The sequence below is a fragment of the Streptomyces griseoloalbus genome (assembly GCA_014650015.1).
GTDB classification, from domain to species: domain Bacteria; phylum Actinomycetota; class Actinomycetes; order Streptomycetales; family Streptomycetaceae; genus Streptomyces; species Streptomyces griseoloalbus.
Map to the genome: position 1 here is coordinate 68,197 of BMUD01000025.1, position 25,694 is coordinate 93,890.

Sequence of the window (25,694 nt, forward strand, 5' to 3'; positions counted from 1 at the left end):
GGTACGTGAGGGCACCGGCTCGGGGCAGGGCGGCGAGGCAGCCGGGGCAGACGGTCACCGGCAGCCGCACGCCGCCAGCGCGGTGGCCGCTTCGTCCAGGGCGGACTGGGCCGCCGCCGGGCCGCCGGTGCCGTTCGCCAGGAACGCGAAGGCCAGCAGCCGGCCGTCCTTGTCCACGACGGTGCCCGCCAGGGTGTTCACACCGGTGAGCGTCCCCGTCTTGGCACGTACGACGCCGGCCGCGCCGTCGGCGTAGCGGCCGGCCAGGGTGCCGGTGAAGCCGGCGACGGGCAGCCCGGTGAGGGCGGGGCGCAGTTCGGGGTGGGCGGGGTCGCCGGCCTTGACGAGCAGGGCGGCGAGCAGGTCGGCGCTGAGCCTGTCGCGCCGGTCGAGGCCGCTGCCGTCCTTGACGTCGGCGCCCTGCACGGGCAGGCGGAGCTGTTTCAGCCGGGCGGTGATCGCTTCGCCGGCGCCCGCGAAGTCGGCCGGCCTGCCGGTGGCGAGGGCGGTGTGCCGGGCGAGGGCCTCGGCGAGGTCGTTGTCGCTGTTGGTCAGCATCCGTTCGACGAGGGCGGCGAGCGGGGGCGAGGAGACCGTGGCGAGGGTGGACGCGCGGGTGGTGGACTTCGACGGGCCGGGGGGCGTGGCCTTGACGCCGTGTTCCTTCAGGAGGTCGCCGAACGTCCGCGCGGCGTCGGCGGCCGGGTCCGGGACCCGCGGGGCCGGGCCGCTGGTGGAGCCGTCGGTGCGGGCCTCGTCGACCATCAGGGGGGTGACGGCGGCGAGGTTCGGGTTGACCCCGATCGGGTGGATCGTGCCGCCCTTGTAGAGGGTCGTGTCGTAGGAGAGGGTCACCTCGCGCACGCCGCGCCTGGCCAGGCCGGCGGCGGTCCGCTCGGCGAGGTCGCGCAGGTCGGCGAGTCCGTGGGCCTCCTCGCGGGCGGTGAGGGTGGGGTCACCGCCGCCGACCAGGACGACCTCCTTGGTGTCGGGTTCGTAGACCGCGCGGGTGGTGAGGCGGTGGTCCGGGCCCAGGGCGGAGAGCGCGGCGACCGCGGTGGCGATCTTCGTGGTCGAGGCGGGGGTGAGCGCGTCCCCCGCGCCGGTGCCGTACAGCCGCTCGCCGGTGGCCACGTCGACCACGGCCGCGGAGCGGCGGCCGAGCGCCGGGGTGTTCAGCAGCGGGTCGAGGACGCCGGTGAGCGCCTTGCCGCCGGGCGCCGACCGCACGGCGGTGGCGGTACCGCCGAGGCCGGTGAGCACGGACGCGGCGGGCGGGGCGGCCTGCGGTCCGCGCGGCGGCGTACCGGCGTGGGCACGGGCGCCGCCGTGATCTGTGCCACGCGCGGCTTCGAGGGCCACGGCCCGGTCCCGCTCGGCCGTACGCTGACCCGAGGAGTCCCAGGGACCGGCGGCGGTCACCACTCCCGCGGCCAGCGCCAGACCGGCGGTGGCGGCGGTCGCGGTGAACCGCCAGGCCTTCGGCCGTGCGACCCGCGGGACCCGCGGTGAACTGGGCCGTTCCGGCCGCGCGAACCGTGGCCCCGCGGCCGCGGCGAGGCGCGCCAGACGTGGTCGTACGGTCTCCGCGGCCCGGGCGAGACGCGGCCGTACGGCGTCCGTGATCCGCACGACGTGCGGTCTCGCGGCCCGCCAAGGCCCCAGCTCTGGCACGACCACCAGCCCCTTTCGCGATCACCCACCTGCGTGAGGGACACTTAACCACCAGAACTATGTGCTGATCATGGAGGAGCGTCCGGTGGAGTTCGACGTCACGATCGAGATCCCGAAGGGTTCGCGGAACAAGTACGAGGTGGACCACGAGACGGGTCGGATCCGCCTGGACCGTCGGCTCTTCACCTCGACCGCCTACCCGACCGACTACGGCTTCGTCGAGAACACCCTCGGCGAGGACGGCGACCCGCTGGACGCGCTGGTCATCCTCGACGAGCCGACCTTCCCGGGCTGCCTGATCCGCTGCCGCGCGATCGGCATGTTCCGCATGACGGACGAGGCGGGCGGCGACGACAAGCTGCTGTGCGTCCCGTCGACGGACCCGCGCGTGGAGCACCTGCGGGACATCCACCACGTGTCCGAGTTCGACCGCCTGGAGATCCAGCACTTCTTCGAGGTCTACAAGGACCTGGAGCCGGGCAAGTCGGTCGAGGGCGCCAACTGGGTGGGCCGGGTGGACGCGGAGGCCGAGATCGAGCGGTCCTACAAGCGCGCCAAGGAGCAGGGCGGCCACTGAGCCCTCACGCAACCGCAGCAGACCGGGCCGTACGCGCACGCGTGCGGCCCGTTCTGGTGTGCTTGCGCATACTGAGGCTGTAGGGGGCAGGCTTAGGACGGCTACGGACGGTGTCGTACGAGGAGAGCGGAGCAGGTGACGGACGCGGAGGACCGCAAGCCGCAGTCGGACGAGGCGAGGAGAACGTTCGTGCCTCCCGCCGGTGTCGCGGCGCCGGCCGACGGCGAGTCGTCGACGACGTCCGAGTTCGCCCTCCCCCAGGGGCTGGCCGTTCCGAAGACCACCGGTACGGACTCCGAGACGACTTCCGAGTTCGCCCTCCCCGAAGGGCTGGCCGTCCCGAAGACCACCGGTACGGACTCCGAGACGACCTCCGAGTTCGCCGTTCCGGACGGTCTGGGCGTGCCCCCGCCGCAGCCGCACGAGGCGGAGGGGTCGGCATTCACCGTGCCGAGCACCTACAGCGCGAAGCAGCCGCCGGCGGCGTTCACCCCGCCCAGCGGGATACCGCTCGTCAGCCTCACCAAGGACGTGCCCTGGCAGGACCGGATGCGCACGATGCTGCGCATGCCGGTGACCGAGCGGCCTGCGCCGGAATTGGTGCAGCGGCACGACGAGGCGGGGCCGGCCGTGCCGCGCGTGCTCGACCTGACCCTCCGTATCGGGGAGCTGCTGCTGGCCGGCGGTGAGGGCGCCGAGGACGTGGAGGCGGCGATGTTCGCCGTGTGCCGCTCCTACGGCCTGGACCGCTGCGAGCCCAACGTCACCTTCACCCTGCTGTCGATCTCCCACCAGCCCTCCCTGGTCGACGACCCGGTGACCGCGTCGCGCACGGTGCGCCGCCGGAGCCCCGACTACACGCGGCTGGCGGCCGTGTACCGGCTGGTGGACGACCTCAGCGACGACGAGACCCACGTCTCCCTGGAGGAGGCGTACGGGCGGCTGGCGGAGATCCGCCGCAACCGGCATCCGTACCCCGGCTGGGTGCTGACGGGGGCCAGCGGGCTGCTCGCGGGCGCGGCCTCGGTGCTCGTGGGCGGTAACTACCTGGTGTTCGTCGCCGCCGCGATCGGCGCGATGCTGGGCGACCGGCTGGCCTGGCTGTGCGCGGGGCGCGGGCTGCCGGAGTTCTACCAGTTCACGGTGGCCGCGATGCCCCCGGCCGCGATCGGGGTCGCGCTGACCCTGGCGCACGCGGATGTGAAGGCGTCCGCGGTGATCACCGGTGGGCTGTTCGCGCTGCTGCCCGGGCGGGCGCTGGTGGCGGGCGTGCAGGACGGTCTGACCGGCTTCTACATCACGGCGTCCGCGCGTCTGCTGGAGGTCCTGTACTTCTTCGTGGGCATCGTGGCCGGGGTGCTGACGGTGCTGTACTTCGGCGTGCAGCTGGGCGCCAAACTGAACCCGGACGCGGCGCTCGGCGTCTCCGAGCGGCCGCTGTGGCAGATCGCCGCGTCGATGCTGCTGTCGCTGACCTTCGCGGTCCTGCTCCAGCAGGAACGATCCACTGTGGCGATGGTGACCCTCAACGGCGGGGTCGCCTGGGTGGTGTACGGCGCGATGCGCTACGCGGGCGACATCTCACCGGTGGCGTCCACGGCCGTGGCGGCGGGGGTGGTGGGCCTGTTCGGCCAGCTGCTGTCCCGGTACCGGTTCGCGTCCGCGCTGCCGTACACCACGGCGGCGATCGGGCCGCTGCTGCCCGGTTCCGCCACGTACTTCGGTCTGCTGGGGATCGCCCAGAACGAGGTCGACTCCGGGCTGGTCTACCTCACACAGGCCGTGGCGCTCGCCATGGCCATCGCGATCGGGGTGAACCTCGGGTCGGAGATCTCGCGGATGTTCCTGCGGATCGGCTCCGCCGAGAAGCGCCGGGCGGCGAAGCGGACGCGGGGGTTCTAGGGCCTGTCTGACCATTCGCGTCGTCGCCCGCAGGGCGGCCTCGCGGCGTCAGGTGCGTGCTCTCGGCGTGCCGGGCGCAGAGCCTCGTACGGGATGTACTCGGCTCTGCGCCCGGTGCCGCGAGAGTGCGTGCATGGCGTCGCGAGGCAGGCGGGAATCGTCAGACAGGCCCTCTAGTCGCCCCGCGCCCCTCTCGCGGGCGGTTCAGTAACCGCGGTTGTACGGCTGCTGCTGGTTCTGGTCGTAGTACTGGTCGTTGCCGTACGGATGCCGGGGCTGCTGCTGGGGTTGCTGCTGGGGCTGCTGCTGGGGCTGCTGCTGCGGGTAACCCTGGTCGCCGTACGGCTGCTGCGGGTAGCCCTGCTGCGGGTAGCCCTGGTCGCCGTAGTGCTGCTGGGGCTGCTGGGGCTGCTGCGGGGCGGCCGGGGTGATGCGGCGCAGCTGGGTCGTGGCGTCGTCCATGACGGGGGCCTGCGGGTGCTGCTGCGGGGCGACCGCCGGGGCCTCGGCGGCGGCGCGCTTCTTCTTCCCGCGCTCGCGCAGGTACTCGACGATGATCGGCACCACGGAGACGAAGACGATCAGAACGAGGATCGGCTCGACGTTGGTCTTGATGAACTCGATCTGGCCGAGCCAGTAACCGGCGAGGGTGACGCCGCATCCCCAGGCGACACCGCCGATCAGGTTGTACATGAAGAAGGTGCGGTACTTCATGCGGCCGGCGCCGGCCACGATGGGGGCGAAGGTGCGCACGATGGGGACGAAGCGGGCCAGGACGATGGCCTTGGGCCCGTACTTCTCCATGAACTCGTGGGCCTTCTCCAGGTTCTCCTGTTTGAAGAGCTTGGAGTTGGGGCGGTTGAACAGCTTCGGGCCGAAGAACTTGCCGATCATGTAACCGACCTGGTCGCCGATGACGGCGGCCAGCACGATCAGCGTGCACACCAGCCAGAGCGGCTGGCTGATGTAAGTGCCCTCGGCCACGAAGAGACCCGCCGTGAACAGCAGGGAGTCACCGGGCAGGAACGCGAAGAGTCCGGACTCCGCGAAGACGATCAGCAGGATGCCGGGAAGGCTGAAGGTCTCGATCAGGTAGTCCGGGCTCAGCCACTCAGGGCCGAGCGCAAGCGTGGTCACGGGGATGTGGCTCCTGCAGCTGGGGGGTAACGGGCTGGGCTGGCTGCCCAAATTATGAACGCAGCCGTCGAGACCCAGGTTCCGCGGGGGTACCCAGGATGCCCTGTGGCCCGCCCCGGAGAAAGCCGTGAGCCGGCGTCGCAGGCGATACGCGCCGGTCGTGGCCCGGGAGGGAGCCGGGCCACGACGCTCGGGAGGTGTGCCGGGCGGCGTGGCCGGGATGTCGGCGGCCGTCAGGTCGGCCATACGCCGGTGGATGGCGTCGAACTCCTCGGTGACGCGTTTCCCGTCGTCCTCGGCGCGGGAAGCGGTCCGCTCCCGGGACCGCCGGTAGGCGTCGGTGTCGCCCCAGCGGTCGCGCGCCTCGTCCTCGTACCGGTCCGGGCGAAGTCCCCGAACACCTCGAACGTCTCCTCGGGTGTCCTCACCCGACGTGAGATGCGAGCCGCTTCCCGATTTCACCCGTTATGTCCGCCTATCGTGTGCGCGTGGCCCAGCACAGCGCACATTCCCGTCGTCCCCGTCGTTCCCGAGATCAGGAGGCATCCATGCCGCTCCATGAAGGCCCGCAACAGGACGAGCGCCCGGTGTACGTCAATCCCTTCCTGGGACCGGCGAACCCGGTGGGGGACATGACCGAGGCGCCGCCCAAGCACCGGATGCCCGCCGCTCCCATGGCGCCCTCGACGGCCTATCAGCTCGTGCACGACGAGCTGATGCTGGACGGCAACGCGCGGCTGAACCTGGCCACCTTCGTCACCACCTGGATGGAGCCGGAGGCCGGGACCCTGATGGCGGAGTGCCGGGACAAGAACATGATCGACAAGGACGAGTACCCGCGCACGGCCGAGCTGGAGCGACGCTGTGTGGCGATGCTCGCCGACCTGTGGAACGCGCCCGACCCGTCGGCGGTCGTGGGCTGTTCGACGACCGGTTCGAGCGAGGCGTGCATGCTCGCCGGGATGGCGCTGAAGCGGCGCTGGGCGCGCGGGAACGCGGACCGGTATCCGTCGCCGGAAGCCCGCCCGAATCTCGTCATGGGCGTCAACGTCCAGGTCTGCTGGGAGAAGTTCTGCGCGTTCTGGGAGGTGGAGGCCCGTCAGGTGCCCATGGAGGGCGACCGGTTCCACCTCGACCCGGGGGCCGCCGCCGAGCTGTGCGACGAGAACACCATTGGGGTCGTCGGCGTCCTGGGCTCCACCTTCGACGGGTCGTACGAGCCGGTCGCCGAGCTGTGCGCGGCGCTGGACGGGCTCCAGGAGCGCACCGGTCTCGACATCCCGGTGCACGTCGACGGGGCGTCCGGCGGGATGATCGCGCCCTTCCTCGACGAGGACCTGGTGTGGGACTTCCGTCTCCCGCGCGTGGCGTCGATCAACACCTCGGGGCACAAGTACGGGCTGGTCTACCCGGGCGTCGGCTGGGCGCTGTGGCGGGACGCGGACGCGCTGCCCGAGGAGCTGGTCTTCCGGGTGAACTACCTGGGCGGCGACATGCCGACCTTCGCCCTGAACTTCTCCCGGCCGGGCGCGCAGGTGGTGGCGCAGTACTACACCTTCCTGCGGCTGGGCCGCGACGGCTACCGCGCGGTGCAGCAGGCGGCGCGGGACGTGGCCGGGCGGATCGCGCGGCGGATCGCGGCGCTCGGCGACTTCCGGCTCCTCACCCGGGGCGACCAGCTCCCGGTGTTCGCGTTCACGACCGCGCCCGGGGTGACGTCGTACGACGTCTTCGACGTGTCCCGGCGGATGCGGGAGCGCGGCTGGCTGGTGCCGGCGTACACCTTCCCGGCGAACCGTGAGGACCTGTCGGTGCTGCGGGTGGTGTGCCGCAACGGCTTCTCCGAGGACCTCGCCGACCTGTTCGCCGAGGACCTCTCCCGGCTGCTGCCGGAACTGCGCCGGCAGCAGAGTCCCCTCACCCACGACAGGAAGGCGGCCACCGGCTTCCACCACTAGGGCGTGCCGTTCGGATCGTGCCGGGGTCGCTCGGCTGCAAGGCGCCGTTTCCCGGAGTCGGCCTGATCCGAACGACACCGCCCAGGGCCCGGCCTAACGGCCGAGCCGCGCGAACCGCCGTACCGCCAGCGGCAAGAACACCGCCAGCAGCGCCAGGGGCCATACGACGGCGGCCCACACGTGCCCCGGCTCCCCGCCCGGGCTGCCGAACAGGTCGCGTACGGCCGTGGCGGTCTGCGACATGGGGTTCCACTGGACGACCGTGCCCAGCCAGTCGGGCATGGACTCGGGGGCCGCGAAGGCGTTGGACAGGAAGCCGACCGGCCAGACCAGGATCTGCACGGCCTGCACCAGTTCCGGCTTCCCGGCCACCAGCGCCAGATGGATGCCGATCCACAGCATCGCGAACCGGAAGAGCAGGAGCAGTCCCACGGCGCCGAGGAAGCCGGCCGGACCGCCCTGAGCGCGCCAGCCGAGCGCGGCGGCGACGGCGAGGAGCACCGCCAGGCCGAGCGCCGACTGGAGCATGTCGGCGGCGGAACGGCCCACGAGGACCGCGCCGCTCGTCATGGGCATGGAGCGGAAGCGGTCGATGACGCCCTTGTTCAGATCCTGGGTGACGGCGACCATCGTGCCCTCCAGCCCGAAGGCCATGGTGAGCGCGAGCATGCCGGGGACCAGGAAGTCGAGGTACTCGCCGCTCACGCCCCGGCCGCCGCCGACCAGGTAGCCGAACATCAGCAGCAGCATCACCGGGAAGACCAGGCTCACCACCACCGTGACCGGCTGCCGCCCCCAGCGGGCGAGTTCGCGGCGGGTCATGGTCCAGGAGTCGGTCAGGACGTACGTCGGGGTGGTCATGCGGCCTCCTTCGGCCGGTCGCCGGTGCCGGTCAGCCTCAGGAACACCTCGTCGAGGGTGGGCCTGCGCAGGGCGATATCCTCGGCGTCGACTCCGGACTCCTCCAGCGCGCGGACGACCCCGGCCAGGGCCGCCATGCGGTCGGTGACCGGGGCGCTCAGCAGCCGGCGGTCGGTGTCCACGGTGACCGCGTCCCGCGGTACGGGCAGCAGGGCGACGGCCGCGCCCAGTTGCCCGGCGTCGCGCAGCACGACGTCGATGCGGTCGCCGCCGATGGCGGCCTTGAGCTCGTCCGCCGTGCCGTCGGCGACGACCCGGCCGCCGTCCACCACCGAGATCCGGTCGGCGAGCTGGTCGGCCTCCTCCAGGTACTGCGTGGTGAGCAGCACCGTGGTGCCGCCGCCGACCAGGGAGCGGACCGAGTCCCACACCTCCGCGCGGCCGCGCGGGTCGAGGCCGGTGGTCGGTTCGTCCAGGAAGAGCACCTCCGGGTCGGTGATCAGGGAGGCGGCGAGGTCCAGCCGGCGCCGCATACCGCCGCTGTACTGCTTCACCGCCTTGTGTCCGGTGCCGGAGAGCCCGAAGCGCTCCAGCAGCTCGTCGGCACGCGCGCGTGCGCGCCGCGCGCCCAGGTGGTGCAGGCGGCCGAACAGTTCCAGGTTCTGCCGGCCGCCGAGCTCCTCGTCGAGCGCCGCGTGCTGGCCGAGCAGGCCGATGCGCAGGCGCACGGCGTAGCCCTCGCGCACGACGTCGTGTCCTGCCACCTCGACCCGGCCCGCGTCGGGCCGCAGCAGGGTGGCCAGGATGCGGACCAGGGTGGTCTTGCCCGCCCCGTTGGGGCCGAGCACTCCGTGCACCGTGCCGCGCGCGACCGTCAGGTCGAGCCCGTCCAGTGCGGGTTTGCCGTGTTTCCCACCGCTTCCGCCGTATGTCTTGCGTGCGTCCTCGACGGTGATCGCCGCGTCGGCCACTGGGACCCCCTCGCTAGTCAAAGTTGACTACAAGCTCGAGCGTAAGACCTCCCCACCTATTGGTCAAACTTGATTAATGGCGGTCCCCGGGGTGCCGCTCCCCCGTCGCGTACGGGTTCTCCTCGCCCTCGGCCAGGACGCCGACGAACGGCTCGCCCTCCCCGGCGAAGGTGTAGGCGCCGCCCCGGACGCGCTCGATGAGCGCGCGCGTCCACGCGGCACCGGTGTCGGCGGAGTGGACCCAGAGGTCCATGATCTCCCCGATGTGGCCGAGCCGGCCGGGGCCGTCCTCGGGCGTGTAGTACTCGGTGACGGACGTGCGCCACTGCTCGATGGCCCGCACCCGTTGCTCCAGCAGCGCGAGGGCCTCCTCACGGCCCAGGTCGACCATGAAGCCGAGCCCGGCCGAGAGCACGTCCGGCTTCTGGTCGTAGGAGGTCAGGGCCTCCCGCAGCAGCCGGAAGAACTCCTCGGTGCCCTGCTCGGTGATCTCGTACTCCGTGCGCGGCGGGCCGCCCGCCGTGGACGGGGCGACCTCGTGCGCGTGCAGCAGCCCCTGCTTGGCCATCTGCTTCAGGGCGTGGTAGATCGAGCCCGGCTTGGCATGGGACCACTCGTGCGCGCCCCAGTACTCCAGGTCGTTGCGCACCTGATACCCATGGGCCCGCCCGTGCTGGCGCACCGCGCCGAGCACGAGGAGACGGATCACTGACATGCGCTCCAGCGTAGGCCGCACGCGGTCACTCCCAGGAGCTGCCCTGCTCCTTCACGACCGGCTCGAAGGCGGTGGCGCCGATGTGGTGGCCCCGGGCGGCCCACGGCGTGCCGTCCGGGGCCGGGCACCCGGCGCCCCGGCGGTGGGCTCAGGAGCCGAGCTCGTCGAGCAGGGCGAAGACCAGCCCATCGAACGGACGTGCTTCATCGCTGTAGGTGTTCACCATCATCACGACCGCCGTTCCGCTCTCCCGGTCGAACGCCGCACAGGCGCTGAAGCCATAGGTGCCGCCGTTGTGCCACGGCACCGTCCGGCCGTCGGACAGCGTGCCGAGGTGCCAGCCGAGCCCCATCCGCAGGCCGGTGGCGGGGTCGGTGAAGTGGTGCCGCTGCGTCAGCTCGATCGCGTCCCGCAGCGGCGAGCGCTCCGGACGCAGCTGGGCACCCAGGTACCGGAGCACGTCGTCGGCGGTGCTGTACATCGAGGTGCCCGCACCACTGAGGACGCGGTCGCGCCAGTCGGGAACGGCCTCCCCGGCCATGTGGCCGACGGCCTTGCGGGAGGCCATGTCCGGTCGCAGGGTCGTGGTCGTGTCCGGCATGCCCAGCGGTGCGGCCACCCGGCGCCACAGCATCGCGTCCACGCGGTCGAAGGCCAGCGCCTGGCCGAGCAGCCCGAAGCCCAGGTTGGAGTACGCGTACGCGTTGCCCGGCTCGTTGTCCAAAGGGGTCTGGGCCAGACCGGCGGCCAGGTCCTCCAGCGTGTAGTGCGCGTACGGGTTGTACGGGTCCGCCCCGGTCAGGAGGTTGGCGGGGAGGCGGGGCAGGCCGGAGGAGTGGGTCGCCAGGTCGCGCAGGGTGATTGGCCGGGTTTCCCCGCGCGGGACGGTGACTCCGGACGGCAGGCTGAGCGGCGTGTCCAGGCGCACCGTACCCGCATCCACCGCGCGCGCCAGCGCGGTGGCGGTGAGCGTCTTGCCGATCGAGCCGAGCTGGAACACGGTCCTGCCGTCGGGGGCGGGGCCGTCCTGGCCGGCACCGGCCACATACCGCCGCCCACCGCGGATGACCCCGAACACCGCGCTCGGGGCGCCGGCGGCCAGCGCGCGGTCGAGGTAGGGCCGCACCCTCGCGGCCAGACCGTCCCCCGCCGCCATGGCCCTGCCCGGTAACAGCGCCACACCGGCCGCTGCCGCCGCCGTGCCCAGCAGCCTTCGTCTCTTCACGGTCCACTCCTTCGTCGCCCCGTACCCGCGTGCGCAAGCGCACGCCGACGTCGAGTGAAGCGGCCTCAGCCGCCGAGATCAACAGTCACACCGGGCGCCGGACCCGAATCGGCCACCGCGAACGACGCGGACACAGCCTCTGAAAACTGCCCATTACGCAGTACAGGTGCACAGGCACCGGTACTCAGAACGGGAAGCCGCTCCTGCCGTGCTGTACCGAGATCCACTTCACCGTGGTGAAGGCGTCCAGCATGGTGTCGCCGTTCAGCCGCCCGATGCCGGAGTGCTTCTCGCCGCCGAAGGGGACGATCGGCTCGTCGTGCACGGTGCCGTCGTTCACGTGGAACATGCCGGTGTCGATCCGCTGGGCGAAGTGCACGCCCCGCTCGATGTCACCGGTGTGCACGGCGCCGCTCAGCCCGTACGGGGTGTCGTTGACGATGCGTACGGCCTCCTCCTCGCCGTCGAACGGCACGAGGAAGGCGACGGGCCCGAAGACCTCCTGCCGCAGCAGGGCGGAGTCGGCGGGCAGGCCGGTCAGTACGGACGGCTCGACCAGGTTGTCGGTGCGGCCGCCGTGCACCAGGGCGGTGGCACCCTCGGCGAGCGCCTGCGCGACGACGCCGGACAGGGCGTCCGCCTGCCGGGAGTTGATCACCGGGCCGATGACCGTCTCCGGGTCGCGCGGGTCGCCGGCCTTGAGGGACTTGACCTTGGCGACGAACTTCCCGGTGAACTCCTCGGCCACCGAGGAGTCGACCAGCACGCGGTTGGCGGCCATGCAGACCTGCCCCTGATGGACGTACCGGCTGAAGACGGCCGCGTCCACGGCGTAGTCCAGGTCGGCGTCGTCGAGGACCACCAGCGCGCTGTTGCCGCCGAGTTCGAGGACCGAGCGCTTGAAGTGGGAGGCACAGACGGTGGCCACATGGCGGCCGACCTCGTCCGAGCCGGTGAAGGAGATGATCTTCGGGACCGGGTGCTCCAGGAAGGCGTCGCCGATCTCCGCGATGTCGGTGATGACGACGTTCAGCACACCGGCGGGCAGGCCCGCGTCCTCGAAGATCTTCGCGACCAGGGAGCCGCCGACGACCGGCGTGTCCTGGTGCGGCTTGAGCACCACGCCGTTGCCGAGCGCGAGCGCGGGGGCGACCGACTTGAGCGACAGCAGGAACGGGAAGTTGAAGGGGCTGATCACGCCGACGACACCGACGGGCACCCGGTAGACGCGGTTCTCCTTGCCGTCCACCGGCGAGGGGATGATCCGGCCCTCGGGGCGCAGCGCCAGATGGACCGCCTCGCGCAGGAACTCCTTGGCGAGGTGCAGCTCGAAGGCGGCCTTCACACGCGTGCCGCCCAGCTCGGCGACGATCGCCTCGGAGATCTCCTCCTCGCGCTCCTCGACGAGCCTGAGCGCCTTCTCGAGCACCGCGCGGCGGGCGTACGGATTGGTCGCCGCCCACTCCTTCTGCGCGCGGGCGGCCGCCCTGTACGCCTGATCGACCTCGTCGACGGTGGCTATGGTGATCGACGCGAGCTTCTCGTCGTCGTACGGGTTGAGGTCGATGAGGTCCCAGGCCCCGCTGCCCGGGCGCCACTCACCGTCGATGTACTGCTGAGCCAGGTCGGTGAAGTACGACGACATGTGATCCCTCGATCCTTGCTGCATCAGCAGATGCACTGACCCACTGCACGGTCTGATGACATGTCATCGTACTTGTGTCGCAGGTGAGTTGAGGGATTCCTCACATGTCATGCGAAGGGGTCTCAGGACAGTTGCAGCAGACCCCGGAGGAGGTCCCGGCTCTCCGCCGGTCCCGGGCTGTCGTGCTGGAGCTCCTTGAGCGCCTTCTCGTACTGGGCCACGTCCTCGGCCTTGTCCAGGTACAGCGCACTGGTGAGCTGCTCCAGGTACACGACGTCCGACAGGTCGGACTCGGGGAAGCTGAGGATGGTGAACGCGCCCGACTCCCCGGAGTGACCGCCGAGGCTGAACGGCATGACCTGCAGCCGCACGCTGGGCCGCTCGGAGACCTCGATCAGGTGCTGGAGCTGGCCGCGCATCACCGCGCGGTCGCCGTACGGCCGGCGCAGGGCGGCCTCGTCGAGGACGACGTGGAACTCGGGGGCGTTCTCGGAGACCAGGTACTTCTGCCGCTCCAGGCGCAGCGCCACCCGCCGCTCGACGTCCTCCTCGCTCGCGCCCTTCATGCCGCGCCGCACCACCGCGCGGGCGTACTCCTCGGTCTGCAGCAGGCCGTGCACGAACTGCACCTCGTAGGCCCGCAACAGCGACGCCGCGCCCTCCAGGCCCACATACGTCGGGAACCAGCTGGGCAGCACGTCCGAGTAACTGTGCCACCATCCCGCCACGTTGGCCTCCCTGGCGAGGGAGAGCAACGAGGTGCGCTCCTGCTCGTCCGTGATGCCGTACAGCGTCAACAGGTCCTCGACGTCCCTGGTCTTGAAGCTCACCCGGCCCAACTCCATCCGGCTGATCTTCGATTCGGAGGCGCGGATCGAATAGCCCGCCGCCTCGCGCGTGATGCCCCGCGCCTCACGCAGTCGCCTGAGTTGTGATCCGAGCAGCATGCGCCGCACCACCGATCCCGGCTCTCCCGCGCTCACGTTCGCCAGCCTCCCCAACGTCTTCAGGGCCCGCAGTCTGCCACTAAAACACTTCGAGCAGTACTCGCCCGGTTACGGAAACGGAATCAAGCCGCTGAATCGGCGCAGGAGGGAGCGCGGAAGGAACAAGAGGCGGCAGCGGGACAGCCGGGGGGAGACACGAAGATGACGGAAAACCGGGGGGAGACACGAAGATGACGGAAAAATTGGCCAACAAACCGGTACGGGAAGGCTGATTCTGGTCAGCTGCACGTGCATCTGCCCTTGCATCTGGTGTACGCATCCGAAACCATGGTCCCCGCACCACCGCCGCCTCGCTACGACCGCGAATTCCCGGGAGTGCCTCGCATGGGGACGAATGGATCGACCATGCTCGAGCCGTTACGGCAGGGCCTTCCGCCGCTGAACTTCGCGGCCGCGTCCGACGCCGCCTCCTGCGCACTCCACGCCCGCTACGAAGCGGTGCGCGAGGCTCGGCAGTTCACCCGCAAGACACTCGACCAGTGGGAACTGAGCGACCGTTTCGACGATGTGTGTCTGGTGGTCTCCGAACTGGTCACCAACGCCCTGCGGCACGCGCTGCCCGCCGGCACCCCGCGACTGACGGCACAGGACCCGCCGGTACGGCTGCATCTGCTGCGGTGGACCGAGCGGCTGGTGTGCGCGGTGCGCGACCCCAGCGACGACAGTCCCGTCGCCCGCGACTCGGACGACTTCTCCGCCGAGTCGGGTCGCGGACTGTTCCTGGTCGACTCCTTCAGCGACAGCTGGGGCTGGCACCCCATGGCGGGTGCGCTCAGCGGCAAGGTGGTCTGGGCCCTGTTCCGGCTCCAGCGCCCCGCCGGGGACCGCCCCCGCCCCGGCCACCACCGGCCCGACCCTCCCCGTCCCGGCCACCACCGGCCCGACCGTCCCTCTCCCGGCGCATGACGAACCGCGGCGCATCAGGGCGCCGCGGTTCCACGCGTGCCGTCGCCTCCCGGGCGTCCCGCGCCCCTTCCGGAACGGTTCGAGGGCTCGGCGCCGGTCGTCCGGAGCGCCTCAAGGCGCCGGGGTCCCGCCCCGGAACGCTCAGCCGGCGACCAGGTGGTCGAACTCGCCGTCCTTGACGCCCAGCAGCATGGCCTCGATCTCCGCGCGGGTGTAGACGAGCGCGGGGCCGTCGGGGAAGCGGGAGTTGCGCACGGCCACCTCTCCGCCGGGCAGCCGGGCGAACTCCACGCAGGACCCCTGCGAGTTGCTGTGCCGGCTCTTCTGCCAGGCCACACCGTCCAGCCCGGTGGCCGCCATGCCGTTGTACACGCCGGACGCGCAGATACCGTCGCGCACGTCCACGTCCACGTCACCGTCGTACACGTCGTGGTCCACAGGTCGCTCCCCGCTGGTGCACTGGCTGGTGTGGCCATTGATGCAATAGTCAACTGACCCGGATCATAGCTTCGTTCATGTGCGGATGCATGAGCAGATGCACGTGCACGCGGGGTGTTGCTGCGGTTACAGCCTGGGCGGTCGTGCGGTACCCACTTTGACGGACGTTTTACTGAACCCCGCTCACCTTAGAGACGCACGCGGGGCCGTTCGTGTTCCATCGTGTTTCCCTTTGTGCCGCCCTCATGTGTGTCGTCCTCATGCGGGCGGGCGTGGTGGCTTTCGGTTCAGCGGGTGGAGTAGGGCAGCAGTCCCATCTCCCGGGCGTTCTTGACGGCCCTGGCCAGCTGCCGCTGCTGCTGGGCGGTCACCCGGGTGACGCGACGGCTGCGGATCTTGCCCCGGTCGGAGACGAACCTGCGCAGCAGGTCGGTGTCCTTGTAGTCGATGTACGTGATCCCCGCCTGGTCGAGGGGGTTGGGGCGGGCCTTGGCGGGCCGGCGCTCGGGCGTACGGGACATGGTGGTCAGACCTCCAGGAGGGTGTCGAAGGAGTGCGGCAGCCGCTGCCAGGCGGCGGGCCCGGCGGCGTACTCGGCGTCGGTCAGCAGACAGGACTCCAGGAGCCGTTCGAGCCCGTCGCGGTCGAGGCCGGGCGAGGTGAAGACGAGGTGCTGACAGCGGTCGCCGTGCTCGGGGTGCCAGTCCAGCGCGGCGGCGGCCCGGCGCACCGGCGGGACCATCTCCCAGGCCGCGTCCGGCAGCGAGCCCAGCCAGGGGCCGGCGCTCTCCACACACAGGGCGCCGCCCGCCGCGTCCCAGTGGTACAGCGTGTCCGGCTTGTCGGCGAGCCAGAACCGGCCCCGGCTGCGCGCCGCCGCGCAGGTCAGGTCCTCCAGCGCGGCGTACAGCCGCTCGGGGTGGAAGGGGCGGTGCCGGCGCCAGACGAGGGTGGAGACGCCGTGCGCGTCGGCCTCGGCGGGCAGCAGCGCGCAGGCCGGGTGCTGGGCGGCGGCGGCCACCTCCACGTCGAAACCGGCGAGCGCGGCTCCCGCGAGGAGCGAGCGAGCGCCCGCCGGGGCCTCCTCGTCGATCGGGACCCGGTGGGCCGTCGGATGCAGCTGGGCGAGCAGTTCCCGATCCTCCTCGTCCGCTTCCGGGGAGTCGGCGAGGGCCAGGACGGGCGCGTACTCCAGCTGGCGCGCGAAGGTGTCGGCGACGGTGCGCTGGTCGGACGGCGCGGCGGCGAGCCCACCCTCGGCGAGGTCGTCGCCGTTGCCCAGATACGGCAACAGCAGTGCCGGGTCGACGGCGGTGATCACCCCGGTGACGGTGAACCCGCCGGCGGTGACCACCTCCGCCATGGCCTTCGGCTCGACGGAGTCCCACAGTTCGACGATCGCGAGCGGGGTGTCCCCCGCGTCCGCGAGCCGTTCGAGCTCGGGGACGAGGTCCTCGCGCAGGGCGCAGCAGGCGCAGTCGTTGACGAGGGGCGCCTCGCCGGCGGAGAGCAGGCCGGTGGCGTCCCGGACGGTCCGCACGACCGTGCCCGCCGTGGCCGTCTCCAGGTCGTGGTGGAGTACGACGCTGCCGGGCACGTCGGCGAGCAGCCGGGCGACGGCTGCCCTGCGGGCGTCGGCGTGCAGTCCGCCGACGACGACCACGGACAGTGTCACTCGGCACCTCGCTTGCCGTAGCGGCGCTCGAACCGCTCCACGCGGCCCGCGGTGTCCATGACGCGCGCGGTGCCCGTGTAGAAGGGGTGGCTGACGTTCGAGATCTCGACGTCGACGACCGGGTAGGTGTGGCCGTCCTCCCACTCGACGGTCTTCTCGCTCGTCATGGTGGAGCGGGTGAGGAAGGCGTGGCCGGCGGCGCGGTCGCGGAAGACGACGGGGCCGTAGGCCGGGTGGATTCCCTTGCGCATGGCGGTGGTTCAGCGCTCCTCTCGGAAGTCGACGTGCCGTCCGGCGATCGGGTCGTACTTGCGCAGGGTCAGGCGGTCCGGGTCGTTGCGGCGGTTCTTGCGGGTCACGTAGGTGAAGCCGGTGCCGGCGGTGGACCGGAGCTTGATGACCGGGCGGAGTTCGTTGCGTGCCATGCTGATACCTTACTGAAAATGATTCCCATTTATATAATGGTGTGGGAACGACTTCCGAGAGAGGTGCATCACTCGTGTCCGCGCACTGCATGCTCACCGGCGCCCGGCCGGGCTTCGGCAACCGGATCTCCCACTCCCACCGGCGCACGTCCCGCCGCTTCGATCCGAACATCCAGACCAAGCGCTACTGGCTGCCGAGCGAGGGCCGTCACGTACGGCTGCGGCTGAGCACGAAGGGGATCAAGACGGTCGACACCATCGGGGTCGAGGCGGCGGTGGCGCGCATCCGCGCGCGCGGCGTGAAGGTCTGACGGAGAAGACGGACGGCCGGCGCGGGGAAGACGGAAAAGACGGAGAATACGGAGTACCGGCATGGCGAAGAAGAGCAAGATCGCGAAGAACGAGCAGCGGCAGGAGATCGTCGCGCGGTACGCCGCGCGGCGGGCGGAGCTGAAGGAGATCATCCGGCGGCCGTCCGCCACGGCGGAGGAACGGGCGGCGGCACAGCGCGAGTTGCGTCGGCAGCCGCGTGACGCGAGCGCCACCCGGGTGCGCAACCGGGACCAGGTGGACGGCCGTCCGCGCGGGTACCTCCGGGCGTTCGGGCTCTCCCGCGTGGGCGTACGGGAACAGGCGCACGCGGGTTATCTGCCGGGGGTGCGCAAGGCTTCCTGGTAGCGGCTTCTCGGGTGCCCTTGGGTGTGTGCGCTTCGGTGTGTGCGCTTCGGTGGGTGCCCTTCGGTGGGTGCCCTTCGGTGTGTGCCTTCGGCAAGCGGCTTCCGGTGTGTGGACTTCGGTGGGTGCCTTCTGGCGAGCGCCCTCCTGTGAGCGCGTGACCCCACGGGGGTGCGAGGTCTGTCACGGGGGGCTGGTGGGCCGACTGGTGGTTCCTGTTAGCTGACTGCGGTCGTCCGGCCGACGGAGGGCCGTCCACAGCTAGGGGGCTTGCAGTGAATTCGGAGGCATCGGTGACGTACCCGCCCGCATCGCCGGCATCGCTCGCGTCCCGGTCCCGGCGCGCACGGGTCGCGGCCGCGGCCCTGGGCCTGGCCGGCGCGCTCGCGCTGACGGCATGCGGCGGGGACGGCTCCGACGGCTCGGGCGATTCCACGGCCGCCCCCACCCCGTCGGCCACGGCGACCGCGGACTCCGGCGGCGGCACGGGAGGTTCCGGCGCGAGCGGGGCCCCGGCGGGCGGGCTGGAGGGCAGTTGGCTCACCACCGCCGAGGGCAAGGCCGTCGTCCTGATGTTCGACGGCGAGGAGGCCGCCCTCTTCGCCACGGGCGGCACCGTGTGCAGCGGCACCGCCCGGGAGAGCGGCGGGACCCGGTCGATCCGCCTGAAGTGCCCGGCCGGGACCGGGGACCGGACGAACGGCACGGTCGACTCCGTCGACAAGACCTCCCTGAAGGTCACGTGGGAGGGCGCCCTCGGCGCCGAGACCTACACCAAGGCCGAGGGCGGCACCCTCCCGACGGGGTTGCCGACGGCGGGGCCGGGATCGTAGACCCGGCCCGTTCCCGTCGGCGGGCGGAATCGACGGCACGTGCGTGATGATGATCCACAAGCCCCTCCACGAACCCCCGAGGATCACTCATGCGCGCCACGCCGATCGCCGTTCCGACCCTCACCGCCGTCCTCCTCCTGCTGACCGCCTGCGGCACCACAGGCGGCGACAGGGACGGCGTCCAGGGCGGCGTCACGGACGGCGACGGGAAGCAGGAGAGCACCGCCTGCTCGATCGAAGCGGTGAGCGTGGAGGTCGGGCCCGCGAGCGTCGCGCCGGCCGCCGGGGACACCGGTGAGGTTCCCGTCGGCCTCACCAACCAGAACGCCGCATGCACCCTGGACGGCTTCCCCGAGGTACGGCTGGCCGGTGTGGGCGACGCGGCCACCGTCGAGGTGCCGCCGACCGAGGGCGCCAGGGCCCAGAAGCTGACGCTGGCGAAGGGCGACTCCGCGACCTTCACCCTCACCTACGAACGCGGCACGCGCGGCGACGGAGCCTTCGACGCCGAGAACCTGCACGTCGCTCTGCCCGGCTCCGGCTCCGGCTCCGGCTCCGGCTCCGGCTCCGGCTCCGGCTCCAAGAGCTTCCGATGGTCGTACGGCCCGGTGGCCGCCGACGGACAGGGCGGCCACATGGTGTCCGTAAGCGCCTACCAGCAGGCGGGCGACTGACGATCGGCCCGCCTCACGGGAGGCGCGGGTGTGTCCCGACCTGCGCGTCGTCCGCCGCCCGCGCGCCCTCCTCCCAGCCCGCCGCATCGCTCACCCCGCGCAGCCGCGTGGTCGTCGTCTCCGGGAACAGCCGGTCCGTCCGGTCGGTGACCGCCACCGCGCGGGAGGCGAGGACCGGGAGCAGATCGTCGCTCACCTGCGACTCGGCGGCGGCCGCGAGACGCGTCCCCACGCGGTGGGCGTAGGCCGCGAGGAAGGACTGCCGGAACGTCTTGGTCCGTTTGCGTCCGCCCGCCCTCTGCGCGGCCTCCGCCTTGGTCATCGCGGTCGTGGCCTGCACCAGCAGTGAGGTGTAGAGGAGTTCGACCGCTTCCAGGTCGGTGGCGAAGCCGACCACGGTGGAGAAGCCGAGCGGTTCGTTCCACACGGCCCGGCAGTGGTTCGCGCCGGCGACCGCGTCCAGCAGCACCGCCTTGGCCTGCTCGTACGGCGGCTCCACCCCGATCCGGCACGCGTCCGGCGTCTCGGCCGAGGGCGCCCGCGCGGCGAGCAGCGCCTCGTCGACGCTGTGCCGCGCCATCAGCTCCTGCGCCTTGGCGCTGAGCGCCTCCGCCTCCTCGGGGAACCCGGTCGCCTCCGCCTTGGCGAGCAGCGCTCGGATGCGTCCGAGCATGCGTGACTCCGGCCGCGGGTCCCCCGCACCCGGGCTCGGGGTCACCGCCTCGTCGAGGGGTTCGAGGGCGGGCAGGCGCAGCAGCAGGCGGTACAGCTCCAGCACGGCCGTGACGTACGAGAAGCGGTCGGCGCGCGGGGCGGGTTCCGTGCTCAGCGCGTCGAGCTGGGCTTGCCATCGGGGCCCGCGCGGCCGGTCGTCGTGCGGGCCCTGGGCGCGGATCAGCGCCGAGACGAGCCGCACGTGGACGTCGTCCAGCTCGCGCCCGACGATCCGTACGACGTCGGCCGGCTGCCAGCCGCGCCGCCAGGCGGTCGCGACGAACTCCTCGCCCCGGCGGGCGAGTTCGGCGTCGGCCGCCGGATCGGCGGCGAGCAGGGACGCGCCGGTGTCGAGGCCGGCGTCGGTGGCGTCGTAGAGGGCGGCCCGGAAGGCGCGGTCGACGGTGCTGGACGTACTCACGGGGCCGATCGTGCCATGCCGCGGGGATTCACCCGAAGGTGTCAACTTCGGGTTGACGCCCGCCGACTGTCAACCTACGGTTGACACATGACGACGAACCCAGCCATCAAGTCATCCGTGCGTCTCGACGACCTCATCGCGGCCATCAAGAAGGTCCACGAGGAGCCCCTCGAACAGCTTCAGGACGCGGTGCTCGCGGGCGAGCACCTCGGCGACGTGGCCGACCACCTGATCGGCCACTTCGTGGACCAGGCCCGACGCTCGGGCGCCTCCTGGACGGACATCGGCAGGAGCATGGGCGTCACCCGGCAGGCCGCCCAGAAGCGCTTCGTACCGAAGGAGAGCACCGACCTCGATCCGAGCCAGGGCTTCAGCCGCTACACGCCCCGCGCCCGCAACACGGTCATGGCCGCGCACAACGAGGCCCAGGCCGCACGCAACGCCGAGGGCCTCCCCGAGCACCTGGTCCTCGGTCTGCTGGCCGAGCCGCAGGGCCTGGCGGTGAAGGCGATCACCGAGCAGGGCGTCTCCGTGGAGGCGGTCCGCGAGGCCGCGCGCGCGGCGCTCCCGCCGGCCGTCGAGGAGGCTCCCGAGCTGGTGCCGTACGGCCCGGCGGCCAAGAAGGTCCTGGAACTCACCTTCCGCGAGGCCCTCCGCCTCGGCCACAACTACATCGGCACCGAGCACCTCCTGCTCGCCCTGCTCGAACACGAGAACGGCAAGGGCCTGCTCAGCGGTCTGGGCATCGACAAGGCCACCACCGAGCGGTACGTGGGCGAGATGCTCGCGCAGTTCGTCGAGACGCGGACGGAGGGCGAGGAGGCACCCGAGTCCTCACAGGAGGACTGATCGGAACCCGCGTATCAGCGTCAATGTCAGACCCTCCTGCCACACTCGCAGCATGGCCGACCGGTGGGCGCTCGCTCCGGCCGAGGACGGTGGCGTGGACGTCGCCCCCCTCGGTCCGGACGGGCTGCCCGCCGGTCCGGTGCGGCGGGAGGCGGACCTCGCCGAAGCCGTGCGGAGCCGTCCCGGTGTCACGCGGTGGGTGTGGCGGTCCACCGCCGAGGTCTACCCGCGCCTGCTCGCCACGGGGGTGCGAGTGGAGCGGGGCTACGACATCGAGGCCGCCGAGACGCTCCTGCTCGGTCACGAAGGCCGCTACGGGGAACCCCGCTCGGCCGCGGCAGCGCTGGCCCGGCTGCGCGGTGGCCCCGTACCGCCCGATCCGCCGCAGCGCCCGGCCGAACCGGGCGCCCAGTCATCCCTCTTCGAACCCCGGGGCGTCCCGCTGCCGCTGACCGACCTCCTCGCGGTCTACGCCGAGCAGCAGCGACGGACCGACGCGACCGCGCGCCCCGACCGGATGCGACTGCTGACGGCCGCCGAGTCGGCGGGGATGCTGGTCGCCGCGGAGATGAACCGCACGGGGCTGCCCTGGCGGGCGGACGTGCACCGCGCGGTGCTGCACGACCTGCTCGGCGAGCGGTACACGGGCGGTGGCGAGCCGCGCCGGCTCGCCGAGCTCGCCGACGAGGTGTCCGCCGCCTTCGGCCGCCGGGTGCGGCCCGATCTGCCGGCCGAGGTCGTCAAGGCCTTCGCACAGGCGGGCATCAAGGTCTCCTCGACCCGCCGCTGGGAGATCGAGTCCGTCGACCACCCGGCCGTGAAACCGCTGATCGAGTACAAGAGGCTGTACCGGATCTGGGTCGCGCACGGCTGGTCCTGGCTGCAGGACTGGGTGCGTGACGGCCGGTTCCGGCCGGAGTTCCTCGCGGGCGGCACCGTGACCGGCCGCTGGGTGACCAACGGCGGGGGCGCCCTGCAGATCCCCAAGGTGATCCGCCGCGCTGTCGTCGCCGACCCGGGCTGGCGGCTGGTCGTGGCCGACGCCGACCAGATGGAGCCCCGGGTACTGGCTGCCATCTCCCGCGACCCCGGGCTGATGGAGGTGGCCGGCCGGGAGACCGACCTGTACCAGTCGGTCTCCGACCACGCCTTCTCCGGCGACCGCGCCCAGGCCAAACTCGCCGTCCTCGGCGCTGTCTACGGCCAGACCTCGGGCGACGGTCTGAAGAACCTCGCCGCCCTCAGACGCCGCTTCCCCAAGGCGGTGGCCTACGTCGACGAGGCCGCCCGCGCGGGTGAGGAGGGCCGGCTCGTACGGACCTGGCTGGGCCGCACCTCCCCGCCGGCCGCCCGTACGACGGACGACGCGGTGGAGGAGGCGGGCATCCCCGTCGCGGAGGCGGACCAGGCGTCCGACTCCCGCCCCTGGGTACCGGGCTACGCCTCGACCAACTCCCGTGCCCGTGGCCGCTTCGCCCGCAACTTCGTGGTCCAGGGCAGCGCGGCCGACTGGGCCCTGCTGCTGCTCGCCGCACTGCGGCGCACCCTGAGCGACATGGCGGCCGAACTGGTCTTCTTCCAGCACGACGAGGTGATCGTGCACTGTCCCGCCGAGGAGGCGGAGGCGGTGACTGCGGCGATCCGGCAGGCCGCTGACCTGGCGGGCCGGCTGACGTTCGGACAGACGCCGGTGCGGTTCCCGTTCACGACGGCGGTGGTGGAGTGCTATGCGGACGCCAAGTGATCAGCCCGTCTGCCGGCAGGCGTCCAACCGCCCGCGCGCGCAGTTCTTCCAGCACCGCGATCCGTTGGCGAGATCTCCCGCCCACAGAAGACCGACGGGTCAGATGACCGGCGCCTCAGATGACCGGCGGCCGTCCCAGCCGGGTGAGCCGCCACACCGTCCGCCAGCGCATGGCCCGCCGCTCCCCGGCCGGCTCCCGCAGACCTTCCACGAATCCGCCGAACCAGGCCCGCAGCCCCCCCGCCCGACCGGTTCCGCACCAGGGTGAGCAGCACCCACACCCCGAGATGGACGGGTACGAGCACGAGCGGCAGCCGCCGGCGGGCCAGCCACACCCGGTTCCGGGCGTTCACCCGGTAGTAGATGGCGTGCCGGGCGGGTGAGGTACGCGGGTGCTGGAGCAGGAGTTCGGGCACGTAGAGGATCCGCCACCCGGCGTCGACGGCGCGCCAGGCGAGGTCGGTCTCCTCGTGCGCGAAGAAGAACGCGGCGGGCCAGTCGCCGATCTCGTCGAGCATCGTCATCCGCAGCGCGTGCCCGCCGCCGAGGAATCCGGTGACGTACCCGCCCCGCATCGGATCCGACCGCCCGACCCTGGGCACATGGCGCTGCTGGGTCTCCCCCAGCTCGTCGGCGATGCGGAATCCGACGACCCCGAGCCGCTCGTCGGAGGCGTACAGCTCCCGCACGCGGCGCAGCACGTCGGCGTCGACGAGCAGACCGTCGTCGTCCAGTTCGACGACGACATCGACGTCCCCGAACTCCCGCAACCGCGCGATCGCCGCGTTCCGGCCGCCGGGGCAGCCGACGTTCTCCTCCAGCTCGACGGTGGTGACCTCGCCGGGCAGGGACAGCCGCCGGGCGAACTCGGGCAGCGGGCAGCCGTTGCCCACGATCACGATCCGCACGGGCGGGACGTCCTGCTTGGCCACGGACTCCAGCAGCGCGTCGACCTCGGCGGGCCGGTTCCCCATGGTCACCACGGCGACGGCGATCCTCGGCGTCTCCATGTCCCTCACCCCACTGCGACCGGCGACTCCGCTGACGGGCGATGCCAGCCGTTCACAGTGAGGACTCCCCAAGTACGCCCGCCGGTGGGCGGGTCACCCTGCCGGATCCGCACATCGCACGTCGCTGGGTGCGCCGGCCGACCGGGCCCACGACGACACCGACGATCCGCGAGACCACCCACGCATCCATCGCCCCGGGCCGCACCCACATGTGACGGGGGTCACGCCAGAGGGAAAACTCGCCGTCCGTGCCCGGCGTCTAGCAGGCGTGAGATCAGTCAGGAAGGCACCGGGCGAGCTGGACGAGGAACGTCTCGTCCGGCTGGTGGCCAAGGGCGACCGGGCCGCGTTCGAGGAGCTGTACCGGCGCACCGCGCCGTGGCTGGCGGTGCGGCTGCGCCGCCGCTGTGCGGACGAGCAGATCGTCGCCGAGGTCATGCAGGAGACGTATCTGGCGGTGTGGCGCGCGGCGGGTGCGTTCGCCGGGGCCGCGGCCGGAGGTACGGCCGTCGGCTGGCTGTGGACGATCGCCGCGCGCCGCCTCGTCGACGCGTTCCGGCGCAGGGCCCACCACGCGGAGCCGCCGCCCGCGGCCGCCTCGCGGACCGTGGCGCCCGCCGCCGAGGAGGAGGTGCTCGCGGCGACCGTCGGAGGTGACGTCGGGGACGCGCTGCGCCGCCTCGCGCCGGAGCTCAGACAGGTACTGCAGGCCATGGTGCTCGACGGGATGTCCGTCCGGGAGACCGCGGTCCTGCTCGGGCTGCCCGAGGGGACCGTCAAGACCCGTGCCCGCCGGGCCCGGATCGCGATGCGGAAGGCGCTGGCATGAGCGGGGAACACGCGTCGGTGCGGATCATCGACGGTTACGCGCGCGGCGGCACGGACATCGCCGCCGACGAGGTGTGGGCCCTGGAGGCTCATCTGGAGGCGTGCCGGGTGTGCCGTGACCGGCTGTCGGCCGCCGTCGCGGCGCAGGCGCCGGCCGTGGTGGCGCTGGTCGACACCGTGTGGGCCGGCCTCGGACCCCGGCTGGCCGCCACCGCCGTGATGCCGCGCCGACGGCGCTGGGCGGCGCGGCTGTCGAGGTGGCTGACGCCCACCATGGTGCCGTGGCTGGCCATGGCCGTGAGCGTGACACTGCTCGCGCTGCTGCTGGACCTGGCCGACACCGCCCCCGGCGAGGTGTCGCTGGTGCTGCTGCTGGCCCCGGTCCTGCCCGTGTTCGGCGTCGCGGCGTCGTGGGCGCGCGGTCTGGACCCGGCGTACGAGCTGACGGCCTCCGCGCCGAGGGCGGGACTGTACCTGGTGCTGCGGCGCACCATGTCCGTGCTCGCCGTGGTCGTGCCCGCGCTGCTGGTGGGCGGATGGGCGACGGGGGTGACGGCCGCGCAGTGGCTGCTGCCCTGTCTGGCCTTCACCTCGACGACCCTGGCGCTCGGCGGTGTCGTCGGCGTGACCCGTGCCGCCGTGTCACTGGTGGCCGTGTGGGCCGCCGTGGTCGTGGCGCCGACCCTGGCCGCCAGCCGTACGGCCGTCGCCCTGCAGACGGGCGCTCTGCCTGTGTGGGGACTGATCCTCGCGCTCGGCATCGGTGTCGTGATCGCCCGCAGGGGCGCGTACTCCGTGCTGGAAGCCCATCGATGACTACGGGAAGGACC

General features: G+C 72.1%; 26 protein-coding genes and 2 pseudogenes. 12 read left to right on the forward strand and 16 right to left on the reverse strand.

Going from position 1 to position 25,694, the window contains the following annotated elements; genetic code table 11:
• Positions 1-54 precede the first annotated feature (54 nt).
• Complete coding sequence (gene dacB, locus IE178_RS29255) at positions 55-1,632, reverse strand: D-alanyl-D-alanine carboxypeptidase/D-alanyl-D-alanine endopeptidase (protein ID WP_318280311.1); 1,578 nt, start codon at positions 1,630-1,632, stop codon at positions 55-57.
• Between the two features lie 127 nt (positions 1,633-1,759).
• Here dacB and IE178_RS29260 point away from each other — a divergent pair, with 127 nt between their 5' ends.
• Complete coding sequence (locus IE178_RS29260; RefSeq protein WP_184765139.1) at positions 1,760-2,251, forward strand: inorganic diphosphatase; 492 nt, start codon at positions 1,760-1,762, stop codon at positions 2,249-2,251.
• A gap of 135 nt (positions 2,252-2,386) precedes the next feature.
• Positions 2,387-4,153, forward strand: coding sequence for a threonine/serine exporter family protein (locus IE178_RS29265; RefSeq protein ID WP_193514386.1), 1,767 nt, complete (start codon positions 2,387-2,389; stop codon positions 4,151-4,153).
• A 204-nt stretch (positions 4,154-4,357) separates the two neighbouring features.
• On the opposite strand, the gene IE178_RS29270 is transcribed toward IE178_RS29265, so the two are convergent.
• Positions 4,358-5,290, reverse strand: a complete 933-nt coding sequence (locus IE178_RS29270) for a DedA family protein (RefSeq protein WP_318280312.1) — start codon at positions 5,288-5,290, stop codon at positions 4,358-4,360.
• Positions 5,291-5,521: 231 nt separating this feature from the next.
• A pseudogene (locus IE178_RS36650) lies at positions 5,522-5,752 on the reverse strand (TipAS antibiotic-recognition domain-containing protein); the annotation flags it as partial.
• Positions 5,753-5,838: 86 nt separating this feature from the next.
• Here IE178_RS36650 and gad point away from each other — a divergent pair.
• Positions 5,839-7,248 (forward strand): glutamate decarboxylase, encoded by a 1,410-nt coding sequence (gene gad, locus IE178_RS29275; protein WP_184765099.1) that lies wholly within the window; start codon positions 5,839-5,841, stop codon positions 7,246-7,248.
• Positions 7,249-7,341: 93 nt separating this feature from the next.
• On the opposite strand, the gene IE178_RS29280 is transcribed toward gad, so the two are convergent.
• The 6 genes from IE178_RS29280 to IE178_RS29305 all read right to left on the reverse strand — a co-directional run bounded on the left by IE178_RS29280 (position 7,342) and on the right by IE178_RS29305 (position 13,624).
• A complete protein-coding gene (locus IE178_RS29280; RefSeq protein WP_193514388.1) occupies positions 7,342-8,109 on the reverse strand; it encodes an ABC transporter permease in 768 nt (255 codons plus the stop codon).
• The gene (locus IE178_RS29285) at positions 8,106-9,080 is read right to left on the reverse strand and encodes an ATP-binding cassette domain-containing protein (protein WP_184765086.1); all 975 of its coding nucleotides are present in this window, start codon (positions 9,078-9,080) and stop codon (positions 8,106-8,108) included. Before IE178_RS29285 ends, IE178_RS29280 begins: the two co-directional genes overlap by 4 nt.
• A gap of 73 nt (positions 9,081-9,153) precedes the next feature.
• The gene (locus tag IE178_RS29290; RefSeq protein ID WP_184765085.1) at positions 9,154-9,795 is read right to left on the reverse strand and encodes a PadR family transcriptional regulator; all 642 of its coding nucleotides are present in this window, start codon (positions 9,793-9,795) and stop codon (positions 9,154-9,156) included.
• A 148-nt stretch (positions 9,796-9,943) separates the two neighbouring features.
• Positions 9,944-11,020 carry a serine hydrolase domain-containing protein gene (locus IE178_RS29295; RefSeq protein WP_193514389.1) on the reverse strand — a complete coding sequence of 359 codons (1,077 nt, stop codon included), beginning with the start codon at positions 11,018-11,020 and terminating at the stop codon, positions 9,944-9,946.
• Between the two features lie 184 nt (positions 11,021-11,204).
• Positions 11,205-12,665 carry an aldehyde dehydrogenase family protein gene (locus tag IE178_RS29300; protein WP_193514390.1) on the reverse strand — a complete coding sequence of 487 codons (1,461 nt, stop codon included), beginning with the start codon at positions 12,663-12,665 and terminating at the stop codon, positions 11,205-11,207.
• A 122-nt stretch (positions 12,666-12,787) separates the two neighbouring features.
• A complete protein-coding gene (locus IE178_RS29305) occupies positions 12,788-13,624 on the reverse strand; it encodes a Sco1979 family transcriptional regulator (RefSeq protein WP_498370648.1) in 837 nt (278 codons plus the stop codon).
• A 393-nt stretch (positions 13,625-14,017) separates the two neighbouring features.
• Between IE178_RS29305 and IE178_RS29310 the strand changes: the two genes are divergently transcribed.
• Positions 14,018-14,578, forward strand: a complete 561-nt coding sequence (locus tag IE178_RS29310; protein ID WP_318280313.1) for an ATP-binding protein — start codon at positions 14,018-14,020, stop codon at positions 14,576-14,578.
• A 141-nt stretch (positions 14,579-14,719) separates the two neighbouring features.
• Here IE178_RS29310 and IE178_RS29315 read toward each other — a convergent pair whose 3' ends face one another.
• From IE178_RS29315 to rpmG, 5 genes are all read right to left on the reverse strand, one after another.
• Positions 14,720-15,016: a DUF397 domain-containing protein gene (locus IE178_RS29315; RefSeq protein WP_229876183.1), complete on the reverse strand. Its 297-nt coding sequence runs from the start codon at positions 15,014-15,016 to the stop codon at positions 14,720-14,722.
• A gap of 287 nt (positions 15,017-15,303) precedes the next feature.
• The gene (gene rpsR, locus IE178_RS29320; RefSeq protein WP_184765082.1) at positions 15,304-15,537 is read right to left on the reverse strand and encodes a 30S ribosomal protein S18; all 234 of its coding nucleotides are present in this window, start codon (positions 15,535-15,537) and stop codon (positions 15,304-15,306) included.
• A 5-nt stretch (positions 15,538-15,542) separates the two neighbouring features.
• Positions 15,543-16,691 carry a CobW family GTP-binding protein gene (locus IE178_RS29325; RefSeq protein WP_193514391.1) on the reverse strand — a complete coding sequence of 383 codons (1,149 nt, stop codon included), beginning with the start codon at positions 16,689-16,691 and terminating at the stop codon, positions 15,543-15,545.
• Positions 16,688-16,942, reverse strand: a complete 255-nt coding sequence (locus IE178_RS29330; protein ID WP_184765080.1) for a type B 50S ribosomal protein L31 — start codon at positions 16,940-16,942, stop codon at positions 16,688-16,690. Before IE178_RS29330 ends, IE178_RS29325 begins: the two co-directional genes overlap by 4 nt.
• Positions 16,943-16,951: 9 nt before the next feature.
• Positions 16,952-17,116 carry a 50S ribosomal protein L33 gene (gene rpmG, locus IE178_RS29335; RefSeq protein ID WP_145868058.1) on the reverse strand — a complete coding sequence of 55 codons (165 nt, stop codon included), beginning with the start codon at positions 17,114-17,116 and terminating at the stop codon, positions 16,952-16,954.
• Positions 17,117-17,190: 74 nt separating this feature from the next.
• Here rpmG and rpmB point away from each other — a divergent pair, with 74 nt between their 5' ends.
• The 4 genes from rpmB (at position 17,191) to IE178_RS29355 (ending at position 19,298) form a co-directional block, all read left to right on the forward strand.
• Positions 17,191-17,427, forward strand: coding sequence for a 50S ribosomal protein L28 (gene rpmB / locus IE178_RS29340; protein WP_193514392.1), 237 nt, complete (start codon positions 17,191-17,193; stop codon positions 17,425-17,427).
• A 61-nt stretch (positions 17,428-17,488) separates the two neighbouring features.
• Complete coding sequence (gene rpsN / locus IE178_RS29345) at positions 17,489-17,794, forward strand: 30S ribosomal protein S14 (protein ID WP_184765078.1); 306 nt, start codon at positions 17,489-17,491, stop codon at positions 17,792-17,794.
• Between the two features lie 290 nt (positions 17,795-18,084).
• Positions 18,085-18,624, forward strand: coding sequence for a hypothetical protein (locus IE178_RS29350; RefSeq protein ID WP_318280314.1), 540 nt, complete (start codon positions 18,085-18,087; stop codon positions 18,622-18,624).
• 89 nt (positions 18,625-18,713) lie between these two features.
• Positions 18,714-19,298, forward strand: coding sequence for a DUF4232 domain-containing protein (locus IE178_RS29355; RefSeq protein WP_193514393.1), 585 nt, complete (start codon positions 18,714-18,716; stop codon positions 19,296-19,298).
• Between the two features lie 13 nt (positions 19,299-19,311).
• Here IE178_RS29355 and IE178_RS29360 read toward each other — a convergent pair whose 3' ends face one another.
• Positions 19,312-20,433 carry a DUF2786 domain-containing protein gene (locus tag IE178_RS29360; RefSeq protein ID WP_193514394.1) on the reverse strand — a complete coding sequence of 374 codons (1,122 nt, stop codon included), beginning with the start codon at positions 20,431-20,433 and terminating at the stop codon, positions 19,312-19,314.
• Positions 20,434-20,520: 87 nt separating this feature from the next.
• Here IE178_RS29360 and IE178_RS29365 point away from each other — a divergent pair, with 87 nt between their 5' ends.
• Positions 20,521-21,282 (forward strand): Clp protease N-terminal domain-containing protein, encoded by a 762-nt coding sequence (locus tag IE178_RS29365; RefSeq protein WP_193514395.1) that lies wholly within the window; start codon positions 20,521-20,523, stop codon positions 21,280-21,282.
• Positions 21,283-21,334: 52 nt separating this feature from the next.
• Positions 21,335-23,026 carry a bifunctional 3'-5' exonuclease/DNA polymerase gene (locus IE178_RS29370; protein WP_193514396.1) on the forward strand — a complete coding sequence of 564 codons (1,692 nt, stop codon included), beginning with the start codon at positions 21,335-21,337 and terminating at the stop codon, positions 23,024-23,026.
• 115 nt (positions 23,027-23,141) lie between these two features.
• Here the strand turns inward: IE178_RS29370 and IE178_RS29375 are convergent.
• Positions 23,142-24,036: pseudogene (locus IE178_RS29375) on the reverse strand (glycosyltransferase family 2 protein).
• 268 nt (positions 24,037-24,304) lie between these two features.
• Between IE178_RS29375 and IE178_RS29380 the strand changes: the two are divergent.
• Both IE178_RS29380 and IE178_RS29385 read left to right on the forward strand, forming a co-directional pair.
• Positions 24,305-24,865: an RNA polymerase sigma factor gene (locus tag IE178_RS29380; RefSeq protein WP_184765072.1), complete on the forward strand. Its 561-nt coding sequence runs from the start codon at positions 24,305-24,307 to the stop codon at positions 24,863-24,865.
• The gene (locus tag IE178_RS29385) at positions 24,862-25,680 is read left to right on the forward strand and encodes a zf-HC2 domain-containing protein (protein WP_193514397.1); all 819 of its coding nucleotides are present in this window, start codon (positions 24,862-24,864) and stop codon (positions 25,678-25,680) included. Before IE178_RS29380 ends, IE178_RS29385 begins: the two co-directional genes overlap by 4 nt.
• Positions 25,681-25,694 lie beyond the last annotated feature (14 nt).